This is a genomic window from Streptomyces sp. NBC_00457, assembly GCF_036014015.1.
Lineage (GTDB): Bacteria > Actinomycetota > Actinomycetes > Streptomycetales > Streptomycetaceae > Streptomyces.
The window spans coordinates 8,916,943-8,941,211 of the sequence record NZ_CP107905.1 but is presented as its reverse complement, the minus strand read 5'-3'; the positions used below and the strand labels follow the sequence as shown (position 1 = coordinate 8,941,211).

The window sequence follows — 24,269 nt, the reverse complement described above, 5'->3', positions numbered from 1 at the left end:
GTATCCACCAGACAGTTTCCACCACGCACCACCCATTCGGTGCGCCGACCCCCCGCAACGTCTTGCCCTCGCCGGACGTCCCCCATGCACCCCCGGTTCACTGGGAGGACGACCGAGCGTAGTCAGGCCGCTTCGCCGCTCGCAAGGCGTCAACAACGATCTTGCTGGACCGCTCGACGGTCACGGTGGCCTGCTCCTTCTCGAGAGTCTGCACCACGCCTCCTGGGATGTTGAGCGCCGGTTCGAGGTCCTGCGGCTTGCCGATGACCTTGAAACGATAGGGAGCGTTGATCTTGTTCCCATCGACGCTCACGCTGTTGCCGGAGTCCGTCAGGTAGGTGCCGGCGACGACCCGTACGCCGTTCACCTGGATCGCCTCCGCGCCGGCCGCGCGCAGCTCCTGGATCGCGTCGAGCAGCATGTCCGCCTCGACCGTCCCCTTCGTGTCGTCGATGGTCACCGTGATACCCGGCCCCTGCGCGGCCACCGTGCCCGCCAGGATGCCGAGTTGCCGCTCCTTCTCGAGTGTCTGCTTCCGGGCCTCCTCGGCCTGGTTCGAGCTGTTCTCCAGCTCGTCGCGCTGCTTCTCGAGCCCCTGCTTCTCGTCCTCAAGACGCTGGGTGCGGTCATCCAGTTCATCGAGGATGCGCACGAGATCCTCCTGACGCGCACCACGCAGGGCACTGTCGCCGTCACTGTTGGAGGCCACCTGGACGGCCAGGCCGAAGCCGAGGCCGAACAGCAGCAGGGCCACGATGAGTTGGGCCCGGGTGACGCGCGGCGGCCAGATCCCCTGCACCAGCCGCTGCCGTCCGGTCAGCTCCGGCTCCGCCGCGGCGGGGGCGTCCTCAGCCGGCGCTTCCTCAGCGGGCTTTTCCCCTGCCGGGCCGGCCACCGCGGGAAGCTCTTCGGGCAGTTCCTTGCGCAGCCTGTTCTCCGCCGCCTCGTCTTTGTCGCTCATCGGCCTCACGCCCGGAACACGTGCCGACGGATGGCGGCGGCGTTGGAGAAGATACGGATGCCGAGGACCACGACGACGCCGGTGGACAGCTGGGCCCCGACGCCCAACTTGTCGCCCAGGAACACGATCAACGCGGCCACGACGACGTTGGACAGGAACGACACGACGAAGACCTTGTCGTCGAAGATGCCGTCGAGCATGGCCCGCAGCCCCCCGAAGACGGCGTCGAGCGCCGCCACGACGGCGATCGGCAGATAAGGCTCGACGACCGCCGGAACCTCCGGCCGGACCAACAGGCCGGCCACGACTCCCACGACGAGGCCCAGTACGGCGATCACGATGTGCCCTTCTCGGTTTTCGGCTGTGCTGTTCGTACGGTCACGCTCGGTGCGGCGGGCAGCCGGAGGTCCTCCTCCGCGGAGATGGAGGTCCGGATGCCATAGTTTTCCTGCAGGGCATTCAGATACAGCCCGTCGGCGCTGTTCTGGAACCTGGTGCTCAGCCGCTCCCCGTCCCCCACCGCGAGCACCGTGTACGGCGGCACCAGCGGCTTGTTGTCGACCAGTATCGCGTCACCGGCGGCCCTGATCGCCGACAGCGCCGTCAGCCGCTGCCCGTTGATGGAGACGGCTTCGGCCCCCGACTCCCACAGCCCGTTCACCACGCGCTGCATGTCACGGTCACGCACCCGTCCGGTGTCGGAGAACCCGGACGTCTCGCGTGGATCACCGTCACCGCCGGTCGACGCTTCCTCGGCGTCGTCGACGACCAGCTTCACACCGGGGCCGTGCACCTCCGTGGCCCCCGACAGCAGACCCACCAGCTCCGCCTGATCACTGCCGCCGCTCCGCTTCAGAGCCTCGCGCTGCCGCGTACTCACCTCGGCGCGCAGCTGGTCGACGTCGTCCTCGAGCTGATCCGCGGCCGCGGTCTCACGGTCGATACGGTCGATCAGCTCCTCGCGCTCCTTCGCCACGACAGGCGCGGCTACACGTGCTTGTGCGGCTCCGACGGTGACGACGAGCGCCGCCAGCACCAGACCGACGGCAAGGCCCAGTTTCGCCCTGAGGGTCTTGGGCATGCCGCCGGCGGCCTCTTTCCGGGCCGCCGCTTCGGCGTACCCCTCGTCGAGGCTGTGGTCCATCACATTGGTGAGCAGCGACATCGAGGCATCCGGACGCGCAGGGCGCGTGGGTGTGCTCCGAACGGGGGGCTGCTGCGGCATGCCGCACATCGTCGCATGTCGCGGCCAGTACCTCCGAATGGCCCCACCGGCGTGCCGGACAGGCCCCCTTGAGGACACTTGTCCGGCACGCGCGCGTGCCGCGTTTTTCAGCGCCCGGCGCTGTCCACGACCGCCGACCACTCGTCGAGCAGAGCCTGCGCGGAGGCATCGTCGGGGCCCTCCGCCCAGAGGTGCGTGACCGCCTCGGCCGGGTCGGGCAGCACCATCACCCAACGCCCGTCGGTCTCCACCACCCGCACACCGTCCGTGGTGTCCACGAAGCGGTCTCCGGCAGCCTCCACAACCCGCCGCATCACAAGCCCCTTGACGGCCCAGGGAGTCGCCAGATCCCGCTTGATGACATGCGCCCGCGGAATCCGCGCATCGATCTGGCTGAGCGTGAGCTGCGTCCGCGCGACCAGCCCGATCAGGCGCACGAAGGCCGCCGTACCGTCGAAGACGCTGCTGAACTCCGGGATGATGAACCCACCCCGGCCGTCCCCGCCGAAGATCGTCGAGTCGTCACGTCCGACCCGGGTCAGATCGTCGGGCGAGGTGGTCGTCCACTCGACCTGTGTCCCGTGGTACGCCGCCACCTGCTCGGCGATCCTCGTGGTCGTCACCGGCAGGGCCACCCGCCCACTGCGCCGCTCCGCGGCCACCAGGTCGAGCATGACGAGCAACGCCCGGTCGTCCTCGACGATCCGCCCCTTCTCGTCGACCAGCGACAGCCGCTCGCCAACAGGATCGAACCGCACGCCGAACGCGGCCCGAGCGGACGCCACGATCTCGCCCAGCCGCACCAGCCCCGACCGTCGCGCATCCGACGTCTCCGTGGGCCTGGACTCGTTCAGACCGGGATTGATGGTCAGCGAGTCCACACCCAACTTGCCGAGCAGGCTCGGCAGGACGAGCCCGGCACTGCCGTTCGAGGCGTCCACGACGACCTTGAGCCCCGACTCGTTGATCCCGGTCGTGTCGACATTCCGCAGCAGCGACCCGGTGTACGAGTCGAAGACGCTGGCCGGGAAATGCAGATCACCGATCTCACCCGGGAACGCCCGCCGGTACTCCTGCCGCGCGAACACCCGGTCCAACTTCCGCTGGCTGCCCTGCGAAAGATCGGCACCCTGCCCGTCGAAGAACATGATGTCCACGGAGTCCGGCACGCCCGGAGTGGTCCGGATCATGATTCCACCGGCACTGCCCCGCGCGGTCTGCTGCCGCGCCACCGGCAGCGGTACGTTCTCCAGATCTCGTACGTCGATGGCGCTGGCCTGCAGTGCGGAAATGACTGCCCGCTTCAGCGCCCGTGCACCACGGGAGTGGTCGCGGGCCGTAGTGACCGTGGAGCCCTTCTTGAGGGTCGTGGCATAGGCGCCGGCGAGCCGCACAGCGAGTTCGGGCGTGATCTCCACGTTCAGGATTCCGGAGACCCCACGAGCCCCGAAGAGATGCGCCTGGCCCCTGGACTCCCAGATCACCGAGGTGTTGACGAAGGCACCGGCCTCGATGGTCTTGAAGGGGTAGACGCGGACGTTGCCCTGAACGATCGATTCTTCACCGATCAGGCACTCGTCGCCGATCACGGCGCCGTCCTCGATCCGGGCGGCGCGCATGATGTCGGTGTTCTTGCCGACGACACAGCCCCGCAAGTTGCTGTGCTGCCCCACGTACACGTTGTCGTGCACCACGGCCTTGTGCAGAAACGCACCGCTCTTGACGACCACGTTCGAGCCCACGACCGTGTGCTCTCGAATTTCGGCGCCGGCCTCGACCTTGGCGTAGTCCCCGATATAGAGAGGACCGCGCAGCACAGCGTCGGAATGCACCTCGGCGCCCTCCGCCACCCACACCCCAGGCGAGATCTCGAAGCCGTCGAGCTCGACGTCGACCTTGCCCTCCAGGACGTCGGCCTGCGCCTTCACATAGCTCTCATGCGTGCCGACGTCCTCCCAGTAGCCCTCAGCGACATAGCCGAAGACAGGCTTGCCCTCCTTCATCAACTGAGGGAAGACATCGCCGGACCAGTCGACGGGCACATCTGGCTCGACATAGTCGAAGACCTCGGGCTCCATGACGTAGATACCGGTGTTCACGGTGTCCGAGAAGACCTGGCCCCAGGTCGGTTTCTCGAGGAACCGCTCGACCCGGCCCTCTTCGTCGACGATGGTGATACCGAATTCCAGCGGATTGGGCACACGCGTCAGACAGACAGTGACCAGTGCGCCCTTCTCCTTGTGGAAACGGATCAGTTCGGTGAGGTCGAAGTCGGTCAGCGCATCGCCGGAGATGACGAGGAAAGCATCGTCCTTCAACGCCTCTTCGGCGTTCTTGACGCTTCCGGCAGTACCGAGTGGCTTCTCCTCGTTGGCATAGGTGAGCTCCATTCCGAGCTCCTCACCGTCACCGAAATAGTTCTTGACCAGCGAGGCCAGGAACTGGACGGTGACGACGGTCTCGGTGAGCCCATGCCTTTTGAGCAGCCGCAGAACATGCTCCATGATCGGGCGGTTGGCCACAGGCAGGAGCGGCTTGGGCATGCTTGAGGTCATAGGGCGAAGGCGTGTGCCTTCGCCTCCGGCCATCACGACGGCCTTCATGTCGGAAGCGTCCTCCTCGAAGTGACGACGGTCTAGCCGACTTCACCCGTCCAGATTGTCCCGCATATTTCCGTCGCGGGCCATCGCGGGACTACGCCCGCCTCAATCCGCGAGTTCAATCGGCCATGGCTGCGTCCGCACGGATCAGGCGGCGGACTTGTACCACGTAGAGGACTCCTGCCCACCAGTACAGCGTTGTACCCCATCCGGCGAACGCCCAGCCGAAAATAGCAGCGAGTGACGAGATCCATCCACTTCCGTCACTGAGCAACAGCAGAGGGAAGGCATACATCAAGTTGAAGGTGGCCGCCTTGCCCAGGAAGTTCACCTGCGGCGGCGGATAGCCATGGCGCCTGAGGATGCCCACCATGACCAGCAGGACCAACTCACGCGCCAGAAGTACAGCGGTCAACCAGATCGGCAGAATCTCCCGCCAGGTGAGTCCGACCAGCGTCGAGAGAATGTAGAGCCGGTCCGCGGCGGGATCAAGAAGCCGGCCAAGGCTGCTGATCTGGTTCCAACGTCGGGCGAGCTTGCCGTCCAGGTAGTCGCTCACCCCGCTGAGCATCAGCACAAGGAGCGCCCAGCCATCGCTCTTGGGCCCTCCGAACTCGGGCCGGAGGATCAGCCACAGGAAAACAGGCACGCCGACAAGGCGAGCCATGCTGAGGATGTTGGGGATGGTGAGGACCCGGTCTGTCTGGACGCGGGTCTCCTGGACCTCCACCCGGGAGCCTCCTGTGGGAACGAGCCAACGATGCTCCCTGACCTTACCTCAACGCAAAAAAGCTCTGGCTCTTGGACGTCATGCCCAAGAGCCAGAGCTCTAAAAGGAGTTCGGCGGTGTCCTACTCTCCCACAGGGTCCCCCCTGCAGTACCATCGGCGCTGTAAGGCTTAGCTTCCGGGTTCGGAATGTAACCGGGCGTTTCCCTCACGCTATGACCACCGAAACACTATGAAGTTACGACCGGACACAACACGGTCGTTGCCTCAGAACTAACACAGTGGACGCGAGCAACTGAGGACAAGCCCTCGGCCTATTAGTACCGGTCACCTCCAGCGGTTACCCGCCTTCCAGATCCGGCCTATCAACCCAGTCGTCTCCTGGGAGCCTTAACCCCTCATGGGGGTGGGAACACTCATCTCGAAGCAGGCTTCCCGCTTAGATGCTTTCAGCGGTTATCCCTCCCGAACGTAGCCAACCAGCCATGCCCTTGGCAGAACAACTGGCACACCAGAGGTTCGTCCGTCCCGGTCCTCTCGTACTAGGGACAGCCCTTCTCAATGTTCCTGCGCGCGCAGCGGATAGGGACCGAACTGTCTCACGACGTTCTAAACCCAGCTCGCGTACCGCTTTAATGGGCGAACAGCCCAACCCTTGGGACCGACTCCAGCCCCAGGATGCGACGAGCCGACATCGAGGTGCCAAACCATCCCGTCGATATGGACTCTTGGGGAAGATCAGCCTGTTATCCCCGGGGTACCTTTTATCCGTTGAGCGACGGCGCTTCCACAAGCCACCGCCGGATCACTAGTCCCGACTTTCGTCCCTGCTCGACCCGTCGGTCTCACAGTCAAGCTCCCTTGTGCACTTACACTCAACACCTGATTGCCAACCAGGCTGAGGGAACCTTTGGGCGCCTCCGTTACTCTTTAGGAGGCAACCGCCCCAGTTAAACTACCCATCAGACACTGTCCCTGATCCGGATCACGGACCCAGGTTAGACATCCAGCACGACCAGACTGGTATTTCAACGACGACTCCCCCTGAACTGGCGTCCAGAGTTCACAGTCTCCCAGCTATCCTACACAAGCCGAACCGAACACCAATATCAAACTGTAGTAAAGGTCCCGGGGTCTTTCCGTCCTGCTGCGCGAAACGAGCATCTTTACTCGTAGTGCAATTTCACCGGGCCTATGGTTGAGACAGTCGAGAAGTCGTTACGCCATTCGTGCAGGTCGGAACTTACCCGACAAGGAATTTCGCTACCTTAGGATGGTTATAGTTACCACCGCCGTTTACTGGCGCTTAAGTTCTCAGCTTCGCCCGACCGAAATCGGACTAACCGGTCCCCTTAACGTTCCAGCACCGGGCAGGCGTCAGTCCGTATACATCGCCTTACGGCTTCGCACGGACCTGTGTTTTTAGTAAACAGTCGCTTCTCGCTGGTCTCTGCGGCCACCCCCAGCTCAAGCAGCAAGTGCTCTCACCGGTGATGGCCCCCCTTCTCCCGAAGTTACGGGGGCATTTTGCCGAGTTCCTTAACCATAGTTCACCCGAACGCCTCGGTATTCTCTACCTGACCACCTGAGTCGGTTTAGGGTACGGGCCGCCATAAAACTCGCTAGAGGCTTTTCTCGACAGCATAGGATCATCCACTTCACCACAATCGGCTCGGCATCAGGTCTCAGACTCCTGCCAGGCGGATTTACCTACCTGACGTCCTACACCCTTACCCCGGGACAACCACCGCCCGGGATGGACTACCTTCCTGCGTCACCCCATCACTCACCTACTACAGGTCTGGTTCGCCGGCTCCACCACTCCCCCTTGCCCGAAGGCTCCGGGGCGGCTTCACGGACTTAGCATCGCCCGGTTCAGTGTTAGACGCTTTACAGCGGGTACCGGAATATCAACCGGTTATCCATCGACTACGCCTGTCGGCCTCGCCTTAGGTCCCGACTTACCCTGGGCAGATCAGCTTGACCCAGGAACCCTTAGTCAATCGGCGCACACGTTTCCCACGTGTGAATCGCTACTCATGCCTGCATTCTCACTCGTCAACCGTCCACAACTCGCTTCCGCGGCTGCTTCACCCGGCAGACGACGCTCCCCTACCCATCCCAGCCCCCGTTGGGGGTACATGCTGGAATGACACGACTTCGGCGGTACGCTTGAGCCCCGCTACATTGTCGGCGCGGAATCACTAGACCAGTGAGCTATTACGCACTCTTTCAAGGGTGGCTGCTTCTAAGCCAACCTCCTGGTTGTCTGTGCGACTCCACATCCTTTCCCACTTAGCGTACGCTTAGGGGCCTTAGTCGATGCTCTGGGCTGTTTCCCTCTCGACCATGGAGCTTATCCCCCACAGTCTCACTGCCGCGCTCTCACTTACCGGCATTCGGAGTTTGGCTAAGGTCAGTAACCCGGTAGGGCCCATCGCCTATCCAGTGCTCTACCTCCGGCAAGAAACACACGACGCTGCACCTAAATGCATTTCGGGGAGAACCAGCTATCACGGAGTTTGATTGGCCTTTCACCCCTAACCACAGGTCATCCCCCAGGTTTTCAACCCTGGTGGGTTCGGTCCTCCACGACCTCTTACAGCCGCTTCAACCTGCCCATGGCTAGATCACTCCGCTTCGGGTCTTGAGCGCGCTACTCTACCGCCCTGTTCGGACTCGCTTTCGCTACGGCTTCCCCACACGGGTTAACCTCGCAACACACCGCAAACTCGCAGGCTCATTCTTCAAAAGGCACGCAGTCACGACTGTATGTGCAAGCACACACAGCGACGCTCCCACGGCTTGTAGGCACACGGTTTCAGGTACTATTTCACTCCGCTCCCGCGGTACTTTTCACCATTCCCTCACGGTACTATCCGCTATCGGTCACCAGGGAATATTTAGGCTTAGCGGGTGGTCCCGCCAGATTCACACGGGATTTCTCGGGCCCCGTGCTACTTGGGCGTCTCTCCAACGAGCCGCTGACGTTTCGACTACGGGGGTCTTACCCTCTACGCCGGACCTTTCGCATGTCCTTCGCCTACATCAACGGTTTCTCACTCGTCTCACGGCCGGCAGACCGTGAAAGAGAGATCCCACAACCCCGTATACGCAACCCCTGCCGGGTCTCACACGCATACGGTTTGGCCTCATCCGGTTTCGCTCGCCACTACTCCCGGAATCACGGTTGTTTTCTCTTCCTGCGGGTACTGAGATGTTTCACTTCCCCGCGTTCCCTCCACATACCCTATGTGTTCAGGTATGGGTGACAGCCCATGACGACTGCCGGGTTTCCCCATTCGGACACCCCCGGATCAAAGCCTGGTTGACGACTCCCCGGGGCCTATCGTGGCCTCCCACGTCCTTCATCGGTTCCTGGTGCCAAGGCATCCACCGTGCGCCCTTAAAAACTTGGCCACAGATGCTCGCGTCCACTGTGCAGTTCTCAAACAACGACCAGCCACCCATCACCCCACCGTCACACGGCGAGTTCACTGGGGCCGGCACCCGAGGAAAAATTCATTCCCTCAGACACCCAACAGCGTGCCCGACACCCTCGCCACTCGTGATCAGCTTTCCACGCTCCGAAGAGCAGTACTGGCAGCCCGAGATGACTGAGAGTGCCGAATAATCAACGTTCCACCCATGAGCAACCGTGCGAGACATTTGCTCGCAGTCGGCTATTGCTCCTTAGAAAGGAGGTGATCCAGCCGCACCTTCCGGTACGGCTACCTTGTTACGACTTCGTCCCAATCGCCAGTCCCACCTTCGACAGCTCCCTCCCACAAGGGGTTGGGCCACCGGCTTCGGGTGTTACCGACTTTCGTGACGTGACGGGCGGTGTGTACAAGGCCCGGGAACGTATTCACCGCAGCACTGCTGATCTGCGATTACTAGCAACTCCGACTTCATGGGGTCGAGTTGCAGACCCCAATCCGAACTGAGACCGGCTTTTTGAGATTCGCTCCACCTCACGGCATCGCAGCTCATTGTACCGGCCATTGTAGCACGTGTGCAGCCCAAGACATAAGGGGCATGATGACTTGACGTCGTCCCCACCTTCCTCCGAGTTGACCCCGGCGGTCTCCTGTGAGTCCCCATCACCCCGAAGGGCATGCTGGCAACACAGGACAAGGGTTGCGCTCGTTGCGGGACTTAACCCAACATCTCACGACACGAGCTGACGACAGCCATGCACCACCTGTCACCCGGCCACAAGGGGGGCACCATCTCTGATGCTTTCCGGGCGATGTCAAGCCTTGGTAAGGTTCTTCGCGTTGCGTCGAATTAAGCCACATGCTCCGCTGCTTGTGCGGGCCCCCGTCAATTCCTTTGAGTTTTAGCCTTGCGGCCGTACTCCCCAGGCGGGGAACTTAATGCGTTAGCTGCGGCACCGACGACGTGGAATGTCGCCAACACCTAGTTCCCACCGTTTACGGCGTGGACTACCAGGGTATCTAATCCTGTTCGCTCCCCACGCTTTCGCTCCTCAGCGTCAGTAATGGCCCAGAGATCCGCCTTCGCCACCGGTGTTCCTCCTGATATCTGCGCATTTCACCGCTACACCAGGAATTCCGATCTCCCCTACCACACTCTAGCTAGCCCGTATCGAATGCAGACCCGGGGTTAAGCCCCGGGCTTTCACACCCGACGTGACAAGCCGCCTACGAGCTCTTTACGCCCAATAATTCCGGACAACGCTTGCGCCCTACGTATTACCGCGGCTGCTGGCACGTAGTTAGCCGGCGCTTCTTCTGCAGGTACCGTCACTTGCGCTTCTTCCCTGCTGAAAGAGGTTTACAACCCGAAGGCCGTCATCCCTCACGCGGCGTCGCTGCATCAGGCTTGCGCCCATTGTGCAATATTCCCCACTGCTGCCTCCCGTAGGAGTCTGGGCCGTGTCTCAGTCCCAGTGTGGCCGGTCGCCCTCTCAGGCCGGCTACCCGTCGTCGCCTTGGTGAGCCATTACCTCACCAACAAGCTGATAGGCCGCGGGCCCATCCTTCACCGCCGGAGCTTTCAACCCCCACAGATGCCCGTGGAAGTGCTATCCGGTATTAGACCCCGTTTCCAGGGCTTGTCCCAGAGTGAAGGGCAGATTGCCCACGTGTTACTCACCCGTTCGCCACTAATCCCCACCGAAGTGGTTCATCGTTCGACTTGCATGTGTTAAGCACGCCGCCAGCGTTCGTCCTGAGCCAGGATCAAACTCTCCCTGAATGTATTCCCGGTCATCCGGGTCGACACCACGAGAGCGGAACCGCCGAGCGGAATAAGCCCGACCGTTCACAACGTCCTCGCTGTGTATTTCTTCAAAGGAACCACGCCCTCTCAAATTGAGAGAGACGGGGTATCAACATATCTGGCGTTGATTTTTGGCACGCTGTTGAGTTCTCAAGGAACGGACGCTTCCTTCGTACTCACCCGAGACACACTCTCTCGCGGCTTTCCTCCGGGCGCTTCCCTTCGGTGTTTCCAAACTCTATCAGTGTTTTTCCGGCCCTCTGACCATCGTCCTGCAGACATGCAGAAGATGATCCCGAGATAGGATCTGACGAGTTTGGATGTTGCCGGAGCCAGGACACTTGGTCGCGTCGCTTGGCCTCCAGCAGGGGTACGACTGTACACGGGGCCTCGAAGAGGGTGCAAATCGATTGGGCTGGTGGTCTAGACCACTAACCGGTATCTTCCATGCGGAACGCGCACTTCATCTGACATACGCTGCTGCACAGTGCGCCGTCCGGGACAGACAGTGACGGTGACGGCCCGTGTGCATCTCCACCCCTGGGAGGCTTCCCATGACCACCGTGACGTCCCCTCTTGCAGGACGCGCCATCGGACTGGCCGCCGTGCCGGACCCGGTCTTCTCCGGGGCCATGGTCGGCCCCGGTACGGCGATCGACCCCGTGCGTGAGCCTTCCGAGGCGGTCTCGCCCGTGGACGGAGTGATCGTTTCTCTCCACCCGCACGCCTTTGTCGTCGTCGACGAGCAGGGGCACGGTGTGCTCACCCACCTCGGTATCGACACGGTTCAGCTGAACGGCGAGGGCTTCGAGCTGCTCGTGAACAAGGGCGACACCGTGCAGCGCGGCCAGAGCATCGTGCGCTGGAACCCGGCTGCCGTCGAGGCCGCCGGTAAGTCCGCGGTGTGTCCGATCGTGGCGCTCGAGGCCACTGCAGAGGCGCTCTCCGACCTCCGTGACGACGGTGATGTGAAGGCCGGCGACAGTCTCTTCGTCTGGAAGTGACGTCGGTGCCGTCGTATGACGGCAAGTAGGGACAATCATCGCGGCGGCGGGACCCGCCGCACTATCGGAGACGGGTGAGATGGAGACAACGCTGCGAGGCGTCGGCGTGAGCCACGGTGTGGCGATCGGCGAGGTTCGGCACATGGGAACGGCGGTCCTCGAACCGCCTGCCAAGCAGATCCCGGCGGAGGACGCGGAGCGTGAACAGGGGCGCGCCCGCAAGGCTGTGGAGGCTGTAGCGGCCGATCTGATGGCGCGCGGCAATCTGGCGGGGGGTGAAGCCCAGGCGGTGCTCGAGGCGCAGGCCATGATGGCTCAGGATCCCGAGCTGATGGCGGATGTGGACCGCCGAGTCGCGGTCGGCAGCACGGCCGAGCGTGCGGTGTACGACGCGTTCGCCGCGTATCGCGAGCTGCTGGCGGGTGCCGGCGAGTACCTCGCCGGTCGTGTCGCCGACCTCGACGACGTGCGGAATCGTATCGTCGCCCGGCTGCTCGGGGTGCCGATGCCCGGCGTTCCGGACAGCGACCACCCGTACGTTCTGGTCGCTCGTGACCTGGCGCCTGCCGACACGGCGCTGCTCGACCCGACCCTCGTCCTCGGTTTCGTCACTGAGGAGGGCGGGCCGACCAGCCATAGCGCCATCCTGGCTCGGGCGCTCGGCGTCCCGGCCGTCGTGGCGCTGCCGGGCGCCGGTGAGCTCGCCGAGGGCACGGTGATCGCCGTGGACGGCAGCACCGGCGACATCTTCGTGAACCCGAGCGACGAGAAGAAGGCCCAGCTCGAAGCCGCGGCCGCTGAGCGTAAGGCCGCGCTGGCCGCCTCGACCGGACCAGGAGCCACGGCCGATGGTCACAAGGTGCCGTTGCTGGCCAATGTCGGCGGTCCGGCGGACGTGCCGGCCGCTGTCGAGGCCGGAGCCGAGGGCGTCGGACTCTTCCGCACCGAGTTCCTCTTCCTCGACGACAGCAAGAGTGCGCCGTCGGAGGAGAAGCAGGTCGAGGCCTACCGGCAGGTGCTCGAGGCCTTTCCCGAGGGGCGCGTCGTCGTACGGGTGCTGGACGCGGGTGCGGACAAGCCTCTGGACTTCTTGACGCCCGCCGACGAGCCCAACCCGGCGTTGGGTGTGCGCGGTCTTCGGACGCTGCTCGACCACCCTGAGGTGCTGCGCACCCAGCTGACCGCGCTGGCGAAGGCGTCGGAGGGGCTGCCGGTCTACCTGGAGGTCATGGCCCCGATGGTGGCGGACCGCACTGACGCCAAGGCGTTCGCCGACGCGTGCCGTGCGGCTGGGCTGCAGGCGAAGTTCGGTGCGATGGTCGAGATCCCGTCAGCCGCGCTGCGGGCACGCTCGGTTCTGCAGGAGGTCGAGTTCCTGTCCCTGGGAACCAATGACCTCGCGCAGTACACCTTCGCCGCCGACCGGCAGGTGGGGGCCGTCTCCCGGCTGCAGGACCCGTGGCAGCCTGCGCTGCTCGACCTGGTGGCGATGTCCGCCGAAGCGGCGAAGGCCGAGGGCAAGAGCTGTGGTGTCTGCGGTGAGGCGGCGTCGGACCCGCTGCTCGCGTGTGTGCTGACCGGTCTGGGGGTCACCTCCCTTTCCATGGGCGCGGCGTCGATTCCTTACGTCCGGGCGACTCTCGCCAAGTACACGCTGGCCCAGTGTGAGCGGGCCGCCGCGGCGGCGCGGGCTGCGGACAGCGCCGAGGACGCGCGCACCGCGGCACAGGCTGTGCTGTCCGGAGAGTAGTTCCAAACAGCAGGCCGTCTTGGGCTGTTGACGAGGGGCGCCCCGCCTTCGGGTGGGGCGCCCCTCGCGGCCTTCGGGTGGGGCGCCCCTCGCGTGTTCAGTGGTCGTGCCCCGTCGTCGGTCGCTCGTCGTCCAGTCCGAGGTCGGGTGGCGTGCAGTAGTCCACGCCGGATTCCGGGGAGATGAGGTCTCCGGATTCGACGTCGGTGCAGTAGGCGTCGAAGACCTCGCCGGCGGTGAGGGGTTCGAGGCCGTCTCCGCGTAGGCGCCAGCCGTAGATCCGGTCGGGCGTGTCCGGAGCGCTGGTCCGCATCACCAGTCCGCCCGGGCTTTCGGTGGCGAGGCCGAGCGCCAGGACTGTGGTGAATTCGAGGGCCTCGGCCTCGTCGAGCTGGGTCGTGCCGTCCGCGCCTCCGTCGGCGTGGAGGACGGAGACGAGTGTTTCCGGTGTTCCCGAGACGCTGCAGACGAGGTGTCGGGCGCCTGGCTGGGCCGTGTCGAGGATGCGGACGAGGAATTGTGATGCGCGGACGAAGGCAGCACGGCCGATGTCTTCGCCACAGGACGCGCAGGCGCCGAGTCGGGCGAGCAGCGTGGACGCGTACTCCCACGTGGCCTGGCGTACGGCCTCGTCGATCAGGGTCGGGACGAGATCGGCGAGGGGCTGGCCCTCGTAGGGAACCGTTGGGCCAGTGGTCGCGACTTCGGCTGTGAACCGGGTGCGGCTCGTCGGGATGTCGGGATCCAGGCCTGTGTCCGCGCAGAAGTCGGCGTACTCCTGCGGGTCGAAGAGGGCGACTGTCGTGTGGGTGCCCTGAGCGGCGCGCGTCTTGAGCAGCGCCTCCACTTGTTGGAGGTATGTCCTGTGGTCGTCGAAGGTGAAGGTGCGATAGCGCCGCATGGCGCGGAAGTCGTGCTCGTCCGTCAGCAGGCCGATGGTGCCCGCGATTTCACGGCGCAGGACGCGCCGCATGGTCTGGTGGTCGGTGTGCGCCATTCTTCCCCCTGCGTGCAGTCGATCAATGCTCACTCACAGTAACTGGCGGCACTGACAATGGCTTCCGGGCGAGGCGTTCGCGGACCAGGCGGTGCTGGATCAGGCAGGTCAGGGCGATGCCGGCGCCGAAGGCGATCCACCCTGCGGGGCCGGTGGCGATGGCGGCGGTGACGGCGAGCGGTCCGACGCTGCGCTGGGCGGACTGGGCGAGGCCGTGGACACCGAGGTAGGCGCCTTGCGCTGTGTCGGGGGCTAGGGCGAGCGACAGCTCCCACGAGACGGTGGCGTGGAGCATCTCCGCCACGGTGAACGCGACGGCCGAGGCGGTGAGGAGCAGCGTGGCGGTGAGGGTTGCGCCGGTGGCTGCGAGCGCCAGGGTGACACCGCCCAGCGCGAATGCGGCGGAGAGCGGTTTCAGCAGGGCGCGTGCCGCCGCGGTCGTTGTGCCGAAGCGGGCCAGCGGTACCTGGAGGGCCACCACCATCACGTTGTTGAGGACCAGCAGCAGGGGGACGAGGCCGTGTGGGACGTTGCTCGCGTGGGCGATCCACAAGGACAGACCGACCTTGAAGACCGCGTCGTGGAGGGAGAGAAGGGTCTCGGTGGCGACGTAGGCGAGGTAAGTGCGGTCACGCCATGGATTCACCCGTTCTGTTGGGGGTGCCGGGTCCTTCGACGTGATCACGGTCCGGCATGGGGAGGGTGGCTCGCCGCACCGCAGGGTCAGCAGCGCGGAGGCGACGAAGGACAGTGCGTCGCCGATGAGGAGCCACTGGTACGCGGTGGTGGTGCCGACGGCGATTGCCGCTGCCGCGGCGAGGCCGCCCAGGGCCCAGCCGGCGTTGGCGACGGTTCGGTGGACGGCCTGGTAGCGGACTCGGTCGGCTCCGGCGACGCGGGCGGCGTACAGCCTGGTGAGGACGCTCGAGGAGCGGTCGCCGAGGCTGCCGACGGCCGAGAAGGCGAGGAGCAGGGCGTAGTCATGGGTGGCGAGGAGGGCCAAGGAGGCGACGGCGCGCAGGAGTTGGACGGTGATGAGGACTCGGGTGAGGGGGAACCGGTCGGCGATGCGGCCGCCCAGGGGTGCCCCGGCGATTCCGATGGCCCCGGCGACGGCGACGAGGGTACCGACCTCGGCGACGGAGAGGCTGGAGACGTAGGTGAAGTACAGGACGGACACGGAGGCCCACAGTCCGCTGCCGATTCGGTCGACGAGGGCGACCGTGAGCATTCTGCGTCCGTCGCGGCCTCCGGGAATGCGTGATGACCATGCTGCCGTGAGACCTCTCGACCGCACTGCTCCCCCTTGCTTCGCATTATGTATTGATACATAATCGCCAACGTGGCAATACAATATGGGATCAGTGGTACGACGGCCAAGGGGATTGCCGCGTCCGTCGAACAGGGCGTGACGGAAGGCTCGTTGGGTCCGGGGGCCGCGCTGCCTCCGGTACGACGGCTCGCGGACGAGCTAGGGGTGAGTCCGGGGACGGTCGCCACCGCCTACAAGGAACTTCGGGGGCGCGGCATCGTGGTCACGCGAGGCCGGGGCGGCACCGTGGTGGCACCGGAGCCGGCTGTGGCGTCACGACGGCCGCCGAAAGTGCCCGAGGGGCTGCGGGACTTGTCGGGCGGGCATCCGGACCCCGCGCTGCTGCCTGCCCTCGTACCACCGTCGCGTCTGTCACCCGGTGCCCGGTCACACCGGTCGACGCCCAGGCTGGAGCGGCTGGAGGATGCCGTCCGCGACTGGCTGCTGCCCGATGGTGTGCCCGTGGAGCATGTGACGTTCGCTCACGGAGCGCTGGATCTGATCGGGCGGCTGCTGTCGGTGGAGCTGCGGCCGGGCGATGCCGTCGCGATGGAGGATCCCGGGTATCACCATCTGCTGGATCTTGTAACGGCTTTGGGGTTGCGGATCGTTCCCGTGGCCGTGGATGACGAAGGTGTGCGCCCCGATGCCCTGGGCGCGGCTCTACGGGCGGGTGTGCGCGCCCTGGTGTGCAGTCCTCGGGCCCAGAACCCGTACGGCGGCTGTTTTTCCGCGGTACGCAGGGACGCGCTGGTCGACGTTCTCCGGGACGAGCCCGAAGTGCTCGTCGTCGAGAATGACCATGCCTCGGAAGTGGCCGGAGCGCCCCTGCACACGCTGACGGCCCGTGGGCCGGCGCGCTGGGTGCACGTACGGACGGTGAGCAAGTTCCTCGGGACGGACCTGCGGTGGGCGGCGGCGGCGTGTGACGCGACCACGCTGGCGCGGCACGACGGGCGGCTGCTGCTGACGTCGGGCTGGGTCAGCCATCTGCTCCAGGAAACGGTGTACGGGCTGCTGACCGACAACGGCACGCGCGCGTTGGTGACGCGTGCCGGGGAGGCCTATGCCCTGCGCCGGAGCGCTCTTCTTCAAGAGTTCGGCGAACGGGGCATCGAGGCACACGGTGCGAGCGGGATGAATGTGTGGGTGCCTGTGCGCGACGAGTCGGCCGTGGTGAACGGGCTGCGGTCGCACGGGTGGTGGGTCGCGTCCGGTGCTCGCTTCCGGCTGTCGGCCGGTCCGGGTGTACGGATCTCGGTGGCCGATCTCGAGCCGGCCGACGCGGTGCGGCTGGCCTCGGACTTCGCCGTTGTGCTCGGTGAGTCCGAGGCCACGTACGGGGGGTGATCCTCAGGCGCGCTTGTGGGCGAGGTCCTCGTAGAAGTGCAGCAGATCGAGGTTGTCGATGGAGCCGGGGTTGACCGCCTTCTCCAAGGCTGTGCCCTGGAGGAGGCGTTTGACCGGGACCTCGATGCGCTTGCCGGTCAGGGTGTGCGGGATTCCGGGAACTTCGATGATCTCGTCGGGGACGTGCCGCGGTGAGAGCTGTTCGCGGATGGTCTGCTTGATGCGGTTCAGGAGGGCCTCGTCGAGAGCGGCCCCTGGGACCAGGTGCACAAAGAGGGGCATCCAGTAGCCGCCGTCAGGCTGTTCGATGCCGATGACGAGGGATTCCTTGATCTCGGGGAGCCGCTCGACGGCTTCGTAGATGTCGGCGGACCCCATGCGCACGCCCTGGCGGTTGAGCGTGGAGTCGGAGCGGCCGTGGATGACGACGGAGCCGCGGGGGGTGACGGTGATCCAGTCGCCGTGGCGCCACACGCCGGGGTAGGTGTCGAAGTAGCTGTCGTGGTAGCGGCTGCCGTCGGGGTCGTTCCAGAAGTGGATGGGCATGGACGGCATGGGGTTGGTGACCACGAGTTCGCCGACCTCGTCGATCAGGGGTTTGCCGCTGGGGTCCCAGGACTGCAGATCGGTGCCGAGGCCGGGTGCCTGGAGCTCGCCGATGTACACGGGGAGGGTCGGTACCGCTCCTGCGAAGCAGGAGCACACGTCCGTGCCACCACTGACGGACGCGATCCACAGGTCGTCACGGACCTCGTCGTGCAGCCAGCGGAACCCGTCGGGCGGAAGGGGCGATCCGGTGGTCGCGACGCACCGCACCGTGGAGAGATCGAAGTCGCGTGCCGGGTGCACCTCGGCCTTGCGGCAGGCCATGACGTAGGCGGCCGAGGTGCCGTACAAGGTGGCCTGTGTGCGTTCGGCGACCCGCCACTGGGCGCCCGTGTCCGGGTAGCCGGGGCTTCCGTCGTAGAGCACGATCGTCGTGCCGGTGAGGAGGCCGGACACGAGGAAGTTCCACATCATCCAGCCGGTCGACGTGTACCAGAAGAAACGGTCCTCGGGGCCGAGGTCGCAGTGCAGGCCGAGCTGCTTGAGGTGCTCGACGAGGATGCCGCCCTGGGACTGGACGATGGCCTTCGGCAGGCCTGTGGTGCCGGAGGAGTAGAGCACCCACAGGGGGTGGTCGAAGGGCACCTGCTCGAAGACGGGCTCGGTATCCGCGGCCGTCAGGGCCGACCACTCCAGGGCGCCTTCGGGGACCGGGGTGCCGAGGACGGGGATGTGGACGACCGCGCGCAGGGTGGGCAGTTCGCGGCGGAGTTCGGCGACGATGTCGCGGCGGTCGTGTTCCTTGCCGCCGTAGCGGTAGCCGTCGACGGTGAACAGGACGACCGGTTCGACCTGCTGGAAGCGGTCGAGGACGCTGCGGGCGCCGAAGTCGGGGGCGCAGGACGTCCACACGCCGCCCACGGCGGCTGTGGCGAGGAGGGCGACGACCGCCTGCGGGATGTTCGGGAGGTAGCCGCTGACGCGGTCTCCGGGGCGTACGCCGAGGGCCCGCAGCTCGGCGGCGAGGGAGCCGACCTGGCGGCGCAGCTCGGACCAGGTGACGGGGCGCGGCTGGTGGGTCTCGTCGACGTGCAGAAGGGCTGGTTCGTCCGCGCGGGACGCGGCCGCGCGGAGGGCGTGCTCGGCGTAGTTCAGGGTGGCGCCGGGGAACCACTGGGCACCGGGCATCGAGCGGTCGCCCAGCACGCGCGCGTACGGCGCGGAGAACCGGACGTCGAACCACTCCGTGACGGCCTTCCAGAAGGTGACCAGTTCGTCGACGGACCAGCGGTGCAGCGCCGCGTAGCCGCCGTCGGACGGGGCTCCGTGGTGCTCGGCCGCCCAGGCCTGGAACTTGGTGATCTGTGCCTGGGCGATGCGTTCCGGATCTGGTTGCCACAGCGGCTGGGGGTTCACGGTCGACATGGGGCGGCTCCCGGACTGTGCGCGTCGTGTGCGTCTCCCGCGCACGGGCTGGGGTGTGCGCGTGACGCGGCTGACACGGACGATGCCATGTGATCGACTTCTGCACCAGGGTGACCCCCACATAGTCCGCGTCGTGAAGATGTGGTCCGGCCACGGGTGAACGGCAGTTGAACGACACGCTTGTGTGGTGCAGTCAATGGCAGGGTGAGCAGCATGAACGGTCGTGACCTGGTGCGTTCGGTGAAGGCAGTCGGCTCTGCGAGAGCCGCTCAGAGGTTGCGTACCGTGCAGGCGGCATGGCGCCGCAGGCGAGCCGATGCGGTCGGGCTCCCGGCGCGGGGTGCCGAGCGCGCCCGGGTACCGGGTGTCGTGCAACAGGTAGAGCCCGGCGCCGGGGGCGGCCTGGTCCGCTTCAGCAGGTCCGAGCTGCGGATCACCGTCGCCGTGAACGGCGCCGTCTTCTGGGGCTGGGACGGGGCCGCTCCCGAGCCCTCGTACGCCCTCGCGGGCCGCTGTCCGGAGCCGGACCCCCGGGCGGTGCTGGAGCCGGACAAGGACGGCGGCTGGCGGGTCGTGGCGGAGCGCGTGACGGTTGTCGTCTCCCGGCACGGCGCCGTTGAGGTCCGTACGCCCGGTGGGGTGACCCTGCGTCGTGCTCTGCCGCCCCGCTGGTGGGAGCCGGTGGGCGAAGGCGCGGCACGCTGGATGCAGCGGTCGGAGGTGGCCGCCGACGCGCGCTTTTTCGGACTCGGTGGGAGGGCGTCGGGGCCTCGGCTGCGGGACGGCATGTACCGGCTGTGGAACACCGACCCCGGACGTGCGTTCGGTCCCGGTGACGACCCGCTGTACATCACGATGCCGGTCCAGCTGGTCGTGGCCGACGCTGCCACCCATCTGGTGTTCCACGACACCTCCTGGGACGGCACGCTCACGCTGCGGGAGGGCGAGGAGGGCGCCGGCTCCGGTCACGACCGGCCGGGGGCGTGCGAACTGCGCATGGACGGAGGTCCGTTGCGGTGCTGGGTCATGGTGGGCACTCCCGCGCGCGTACTGCTCGCCTGGGCGTCGCTCACCGGGGCGCCCGCGCTGCCGCCCGCGTGGGCGCTGGGCCATCATCACGCGCGGTGGGGCTTCGGCTGCGAGCAGGAGGTCCGAGGGATCGTCGCGGGGTACCAGGAGCGCGGCCTGCCGCTCGACGCGGTCCATCTGGACATCGACCACTACGACGCCCACCAGGTGTTCACCGTCGACCAGGAGCACTTCCCCAAGCTGCCACAGCTCGCCGAGGATCTGCGGCGGGACGGAGTCCGGCTGGTTTCGATCGTCGACCCGGCGGTGAAGGCCGCCCCGGGCAACGCGGTGTACGACAGCGGTTCGGACGAGGGCGCCTTCGTGCGGGACGCCTCGGGCGGGCTGGTGCGCGGAGTGGCCTGGCCCGGGGAGACCGTCTACCCGGACTTCACGCACGCGCGCGTGCGTGCCTGGTGGGGTCGGCTTTACGAGGAGCGGCTGGCGCAGGGGTTCACCGGGTTCTGGCACGACATGAACGAACCCGTGTCGTTCACCGCCTTCGGGGAGTCGACGCTGCCGCGCTCGGCCAGACACGACCTCGACGGACGCGGCGGCGACCATCGTGAGGCGCACAACGTCTACGCGCTGTGCATGGCCCAGGCCGCATACGAGGGCCTGCGGGCTCTGGCACCCAAGGAGCGGCCCTTCCTGTTCTCCCGTTCGGGATGGGCCGGCATGCAGCGCTACGGGGGGACGTGGTCCGGTGATGTGGCGACGGGCTGGCCTGGGTTGCGGGCGTCACTGGCGTTGGTCATGGGGCTGGGACTGTGCGGGGTGCCGTACTCGGGGCCGGACGTGGGCGGCTTCGACGGGAGTCCGTCACCGGAGCTGTATCTGCGGTGGTTCCAGCTGGGCGCGTACCTGCCGCTGTTCCGGACGCACGCGAGCCTGCGGGCGGGCCGCAGGGAGCCGTGGGAATTCGGGCCGGAGGTGCTGGAGCACGCGCGCGTGGCGCTCGTCGAACGCCGCCGGCTGCTCCCGTACTTCGTCACGCTGGCGCATCTGGCCCGCCGCACGGGAGCGCCCTATGTGCGGCCCCTGTGGTGGGGCGCGCCGGAGGACCGGGCGCTGCGGAACTGTGAGGATGCGTTTCTGCTGGGCGACAGTCTGCTGGTGGCCCCGGTGCTCGGTCCGGGCGCGGACCGGCGCGCGGTGCAACTGCCGCGGGGCCGCTGGTACGACACGGTGACGGAGCAGGCGTACGACGGGCCGGCTCAGGTACTGGTCGACGCGCCCCTGTCGCGGATTCCGGTTCTGGCGCGCGCGGGTGCCGTCGTCCCCGTGCGCGGGGACGACGGCGGGCTGGAACTGGAGGTATGGGCGCCGGCCCGCGGCCGGACCGGAGGCGGACTGGTCGTGGCGGACCAGGGTGAGGGGTGGGACGAGCCAGGGATCGAGCGGTACGTCACCCGGTGGGAGAGCGGGGAGCTGATCGTCGAGCGGGACGGTGAGAGCGGCGGGGACGCGCCGCCCCACCCGGTGCGCGTACGGGGGCTCATAGAGGGCCGATCTCAGATGTAGCGGCCCTCGAACCACGCCCGTACGGCCACCGTGTGCAGCGGGAAGGCCAACTCCTCCGGCCTGCGCAGGAGGTGCCAGCCCTCCGTCTCGTCCGTGGCGGTGGACGCCGGAAGGACGCCGGCCGGGCGTTCCGGCAGCAGACCGAAGAGCAGCAGGTGCCCGTCGGGGGAGCTCATCGCGTCGACGAGCCGCACGTCGCGGCCGGCCGCCTCGATGCCGGTCTCCTCTTTGAGTTCGCGCACGACGGCCTGCCGCCAGTCCTCCCGGTCGTCGATGTACCCGCCGGGCAACGCGATGCCCCCGCGCGCGGGGGCCACCGTCCGGGTGATGACGACCAGGGCGGTGCCCCTCGTGTCGTACACGGGTTGCAGAGCAACGGCGACCGGCAGCGGATTGCGGTAGGCCACGGCCCCGCAGGCCGGACATGTGCGGGGCCAGCCGGAGACGCCCCCTCCGTAGGGCGTGCCGCAGCTCGAACAGTGGGAGTCGGGCGCGGAGTTGGGGACGGAGGTTTGAATTTCGGACACGCGGCGGACTGTATCCGATCACGGTGAGGACGTCTTCGGGGGGCGGCTCAGGGCTTGCCGGTGGGGTTTCCGGGCGTTCGTGTCACGCCACGTGAAGAGGCGGCCGGAGCCACCCCCGTGGGCCCCGGCCGCCTCTCCCGATACGACGACGCCGCAAGGACCCGTTTGGTTCTCTGACTGCGCCCTGCTCATTTCAGGTTGCCCATGGCACACTTCTGACGTTCCGTCAGATCACCTGCCGGGGAGGGTTCTTGTCACGCACACACATACCTGTGGTGGAGCGATGGTTCACCGGCGACGGGGACGACTTCACGCTTCTCGGCACGCGCTGTACGGCCTGCACCTCGGTCTTCTTCCCCCGCGAGGACTCGCACTGCCGCAACCCCGGCTGCCCGGGCGGCGATCTGGACGAGGTCCCGCTGTCGCGGCGCGGGCGCGTCTGGTCGTACACGGACAGCCGATACCGGCCTCCGTCACCCTATGTGACCGATCCGGAACTTCCGTGGGAGCCGTACGCGTTGATCGCTGTGGAGCTGGAGAGCGAGCGGATGGTGGTGCTGGGACAGGCGGTACCCGGGGTCACCGTCGCCGATCTGGCGGTGGGCATGGAGGTGGAGGTGGTCCGGGGCGTGCTCCATGAGGACGCGGAGACGGTCTGGACGACCTGGCAATGGCGACCGACGGGGGAGGCGGGATGACAGCAGAGGTGGCGGTGCTCGGTGCGGGCATGCACCCCTGGGGCAAGTGGGGGCGCAGCTTCGTCGAGTACGGAACGGCGGCGGCCCGGGCGGCGCTCGCCGACGCGGGGCTGGAGTGGCGCCGGGTCGATTCGGTCGTCGGCGCGGACACCGTGCGTGGCGGCTATCCGGGGTATGTGGCGGGGGCGACGTTCGCGAAGGCGCTGGGCTGGCAGGGGGCCCGGGTCGCGAGCGTGTACGCGGCCTGCGCTTCCGGGGCCCAGGCCGTCAACACCGCCCGGGCGCAGATCCTTTCCGGGCTCGCGGACGTGGTGCTCGTCGTGGGTGCCGATGCAGCCCCCAAGGGGTTCTTCCGACCAGCCGGCGGCGACCGGCCGGACGACCCCGACTGGCTGCGCTTCCGGGTCCTCGGCGCGACGAATCCGACCTACTTCGGGCTGTACGCACGCCGCCGGATGGCTGTGCACGGGGACACACTGGAAGACTTCGCACAGGTCAAGGTGAAGAACGCGGCACAGGGGGCGCTCAATCCGAACGCGCGCTACCGCAAGCCGGTCACCGCGGAGGACGTCGCCGCTTCGGCCGTGGTCGCCGATCCGCTGCGGCTGCTGGACATCTGCGCCACCTCGGACGGCGGGGCGGCGCTGGTGCTGTGCAGCATGGAGTTCGCGCGCTGCCACGGGGTGACGAATCCGGTGCGGATCCGGGCGGTGTCCACGGTCACGCCGCGCTATCCGAACACCGTGCTGGACCTGCCGGACATCGCGACCGACTCGGCGGCCACGGTGGAGCCCGCCGCCGAGACGTTCCGCGCGTCGATCGCTCGGGCTGCCTACGAGGAGGCCGGTATCGGGCCCGAGGATCTCTCTCTCGCCGAGGTCTACGACCTGTCCACCGCCCTGGAGTTGCAGTGGTACGAGGATCTCGGACTGTGCAGCGAGGGCGAGGCCGTGAAGCTGCTGCGGGAGGGCGCGACGGCGCTCGGCGGGCGCATACCCGTGAACGCCAGTGGTGGTCTGGCCTCCTTCGGGGAGGCGGTCCCGGCCCAGGCGATCGCCCAAGTCTGCGAGTTGACCTGGCAGTTGCGAGGGGACGCCGGTGTTCGGCAGGTCGCCGGGGCACAGGTGGGGATCACTGCGAACCAGGGTCTTTTCGGCCATGGTTCGGCGGTGATCGCGGTGCGATGAGGAACCCGACCGCGCGGCACGCGCGACGGTACGGCCGTACGAACGCGACCCCGCCGTCGTACGCCCACGGGTCTTCCGCCGGGCGACGACGGCACGTCTGTCATATGTCCGAAAGCGACA

At 66.7% G+C, this 24,269-nt stretch carries 15 protein-coding genes and 3 rRNA genes; 6 read left to right on the top strand and 12 right to left on the bottom strand.

Annotated features, from left to right (window positions below):
• Positions 1-97: 97 nt before the first annotated feature.
• From OG828_RS40850 to OG828_RS40815, 8 genes are all read right to left on the bottom strand, one after another.
• Positions 98-961, bottom strand: a complete 864-nt coding sequence (locus tag OG828_RS40850) for a DUF881 domain-containing protein (protein ID WP_328441640.1) — start codon at positions 959-961, stop codon at positions 98-100.
• Positions 962-966: 5 nt separating this feature from the next.
• Positions 967-1,299: a small basic family protein gene (locus tag OG828_RS40845; RefSeq protein ID WP_003988855.1), complete on the bottom strand. Its 333-nt coding sequence runs from the start codon at positions 1,297-1,299 to the stop codon at positions 967-969.
• Positions 1,296-2,186 carry a DUF881 domain-containing protein gene (locus OG828_RS40840; RefSeq protein ID WP_328503991.1) on the bottom strand — a complete coding sequence of 297 codons (891 nt, stop codon included), beginning with the start codon at positions 2,184-2,186 and terminating at the stop codon, positions 1,296-1,298. Before OG828_RS40840 ends, OG828_RS40845 begins: the two co-directional genes overlap by 4 nt.
• A 107-nt stretch (positions 2,187-2,293) precedes the next feature.
• Entirely contained in the window at positions 2,294-4,789 is a 2,496-nt protein-coding gene (locus tag OG828_RS40835) for a mannose-1-phosphate guanyltransferase (RefSeq protein WP_328368501.1), read from the bottom strand.
• A 115-nt stretch (positions 4,790-4,904) separates the two neighbouring features.
• Positions 4,905-5,516: a CDP-alcohol phosphatidyltransferase family protein gene (locus OG828_RS40830; RefSeq protein ID WP_210570956.1), complete on the bottom strand. Its 612-nt coding sequence runs from the start codon at positions 5,514-5,516 to the stop codon at positions 4,905-4,907.
• 108 nt (positions 5,517-5,624) lie between these two features.
• A 5S ribosomal RNA gene (rrf, locus tag OG828_RS40825) occupies positions 5,625-5,741 on the bottom strand.
• Between the two features lie 70 nt (positions 5,742-5,811).
• Positions 5,812-8,934: ribosomal RNA gene (locus OG828_RS40820) — 23S ribosomal RNA — on the bottom strand.
• Between the two features lie 277 nt (positions 8,935-9,211).
• Positions 9,212-10,737: ribosomal RNA gene (locus tag OG828_RS40815) — 16S ribosomal RNA — on the bottom strand.
• The 16S, 23S and 5S rRNA genes sit together here, the layout of an rRNA operon.
• Before the next feature lie 578 nt (positions 10,738-11,315).
• Here OG828_RS40815 and OG828_RS40810 point away from each other — a divergent pair.
• Both OG828_RS40810 and ptsP read left to right on the top strand, forming a co-directional pair.
• Positions 11,316-11,765, top strand: coding sequence for a PTS sugar transporter subunit IIA (locus OG828_RS40810; protein WP_210581459.1), 450 nt, complete (start codon positions 11,316-11,318; stop codon positions 11,763-11,765).
• Between the two features lie 79 nt (positions 11,766-11,844).
• Entirely contained in the window at positions 11,845-13,515 is a 1,671-nt protein-coding gene (ptsP, locus tag OG828_RS40805; protein WP_328503990.1) for a phosphoenolpyruvate--protein phosphotransferase, read from the top strand.
• Between the two features lie 97 nt (positions 13,516-13,612).
• On the opposite strand, the gene OG828_RS40800 is transcribed toward ptsP, so the two are convergent.
• Together OG828_RS40800 and OG828_RS40795 are read right to left on the bottom strand one after the other, a co-directional pair.
• Complete coding sequence (locus tag OG828_RS40800) at positions 13,613-14,512, bottom strand: hypothetical protein (RefSeq protein ID WP_328503989.1); 900 nt, start codon at positions 14,510-14,512, stop codon at positions 13,613-13,615.
• 22 nt (positions 14,513-14,534) lie between these two features.
• On the bottom strand, positions 14,535-15,743 hold the full coding sequence (locus OG828_RS40795) for an MFS transporter (protein WP_328503988.1): 1,209 nt from the start codon (positions 15,741-15,743) through the stop codon (positions 14,535-14,537).
• A gap of 111 nt (positions 15,744-15,854) precedes the next feature.
• Between OG828_RS40795 and OG828_RS40790 the strand changes: the two genes are divergently transcribed.
• Entirely contained in the window at positions 15,855-17,174 is a 1,320-nt protein-coding gene (locus OG828_RS40790; RefSeq protein WP_328503987.1) for an aminotransferase class I/II-fold pyridoxal phosphate-dependent enzyme, read from the top strand.
• Positions 17,175-17,177: 3 nt separating this feature from the next.
• Here OG828_RS40790 and OG828_RS40785 read toward each other — a convergent pair whose 3' ends face one another.
• Positions 17,178-19,145, bottom strand: a complete 1,968-nt coding sequence (locus tag OG828_RS40785) for an acetoacetate--CoA ligase (RefSeq protein WP_328503986.1) — start codon at positions 19,143-19,145, stop codon at positions 17,178-17,180.
• A 213-nt stretch (positions 19,146-19,358) separates the two neighbouring features.
• Here OG828_RS40785 and OG828_RS40780 point away from each other — a divergent pair, with 213 nt between their 5' ends.
• On the top strand, positions 19,359-21,737 hold the full coding sequence (locus OG828_RS40780; RefSeq protein ID WP_328503985.1) for a glycoside hydrolase family 31 protein: 2,379 nt from the start codon (positions 19,359-19,361) through the stop codon (positions 21,735-21,737).
• Here OG828_RS40780 and OG828_RS40775 read toward each other — a convergent pair.
• Positions 21,728-22,264, bottom strand: coding sequence for an NUDIX domain-containing protein (locus OG828_RS40775; RefSeq protein WP_328503984.1), 537 nt, complete (start codon positions 22,262-22,264; stop codon positions 21,728-21,730). The two genes, OG828_RS40780 and OG828_RS40775, sit on opposite strands and share 10 nt — an antisense overlap.
• Positions 22,265-22,536: 272 nt before the next feature.
• Here OG828_RS40775 and OG828_RS40770 point away from each other — a divergent pair, with 272 nt between their 5' ends.
• Together OG828_RS40770 and OG828_RS40765 are read left to right on the top strand one after the other, a co-directional pair.
• Positions 22,537-22,962, top strand: coding sequence for a Zn-ribbon domain-containing OB-fold protein (locus tag OG828_RS40770; RefSeq protein ID WP_328372565.1), 426 nt, complete (start codon positions 22,537-22,539; stop codon positions 22,960-22,962).
• Positions 22,959-24,149: a lipid-transfer protein gene (locus OG828_RS40765; protein WP_328503983.1), complete on the top strand. Its 1,191-nt coding sequence runs from the start codon at positions 22,959-22,961 to the stop codon at positions 24,147-24,149. The genes OG828_RS40770 and OG828_RS40765 overlap by 4 nt, the downstream gene beginning before the upstream one ends.
• Positions 24,150-24,269: the final 120 nt, after the last annotated feature.

Excerpts from the sequence above, each read along its gene's own strand:
- OG828_RS40765 (WP_328503983.1), top strand. The coding sequence starts at position 22,959 with ATGACAGCAGAGGTGGCGGTGCTCGGTGCGGGCATGCACCCCTGGGGC.
- OG828_RS40800 (WP_328503989.1), bottom strand. The coding sequence starts at position 14,512 with ATGGCGCACACCGACCACCAGACCATGCGGCGCGTCCTGCGCCGTGAA.
- OG828_RS40850 (WP_328441640.1), bottom strand. The coding sequence starts at position 961 with ATGAGCGACAAAGACGAGGCGGCGGAGAACAGGCTGCGCAAGGAACTG.
- ptsP (WP_328503990.1), top strand. The coding sequence starts at position 11,845 with ATGGAGACAACGCTGCGAGGCGTCGGCGTGAGCCACGGTGTGGCGATC.
- OG828_RS40785 (WP_328503986.1), bottom strand. The coding sequence starts at position 19,145 with ATGTCGACCGTGAACCCCCAGCCGCTGTGGCAACCAGATCCGGAACGC.
- OG828_RS40835 (WP_328368501.1), bottom strand. The coding sequence starts at position 4,789 with ATGAAGGCCGTCGTGATGGCCGGAGGCGAAGGCACACGCCTTCGCCCT.
- OG828_RS40780 (WP_328503985.1), top strand. The coding sequence starts at position 19,359 with ATGAACGGTCGTGACCTGGTGCGTTCGGTGAAGGCAGTCGGCTCTGCG.
- OG828_RS40840 (WP_328503991.1), bottom strand. The coding sequence starts at position 2,186 with ATGCCGCAGCAGCCCCCCGTTCGGAGCACACCCACGCGCCCTGCGCGT.
- OG828_RS40810 (WP_210581459.1), top strand. The coding sequence starts at position 11,316 with ATGACCACCGTGACGTCCCCTCTTGCAGGACGCGCCATCGGACTGGCC.
- OG828_RS40795 (WP_328503988.1), bottom strand. The coding sequence starts at position 15,743 with ATGCTCACGGTCGCCCTCGTCGACCGAATCGGCAGCGGACTGTGGGCC.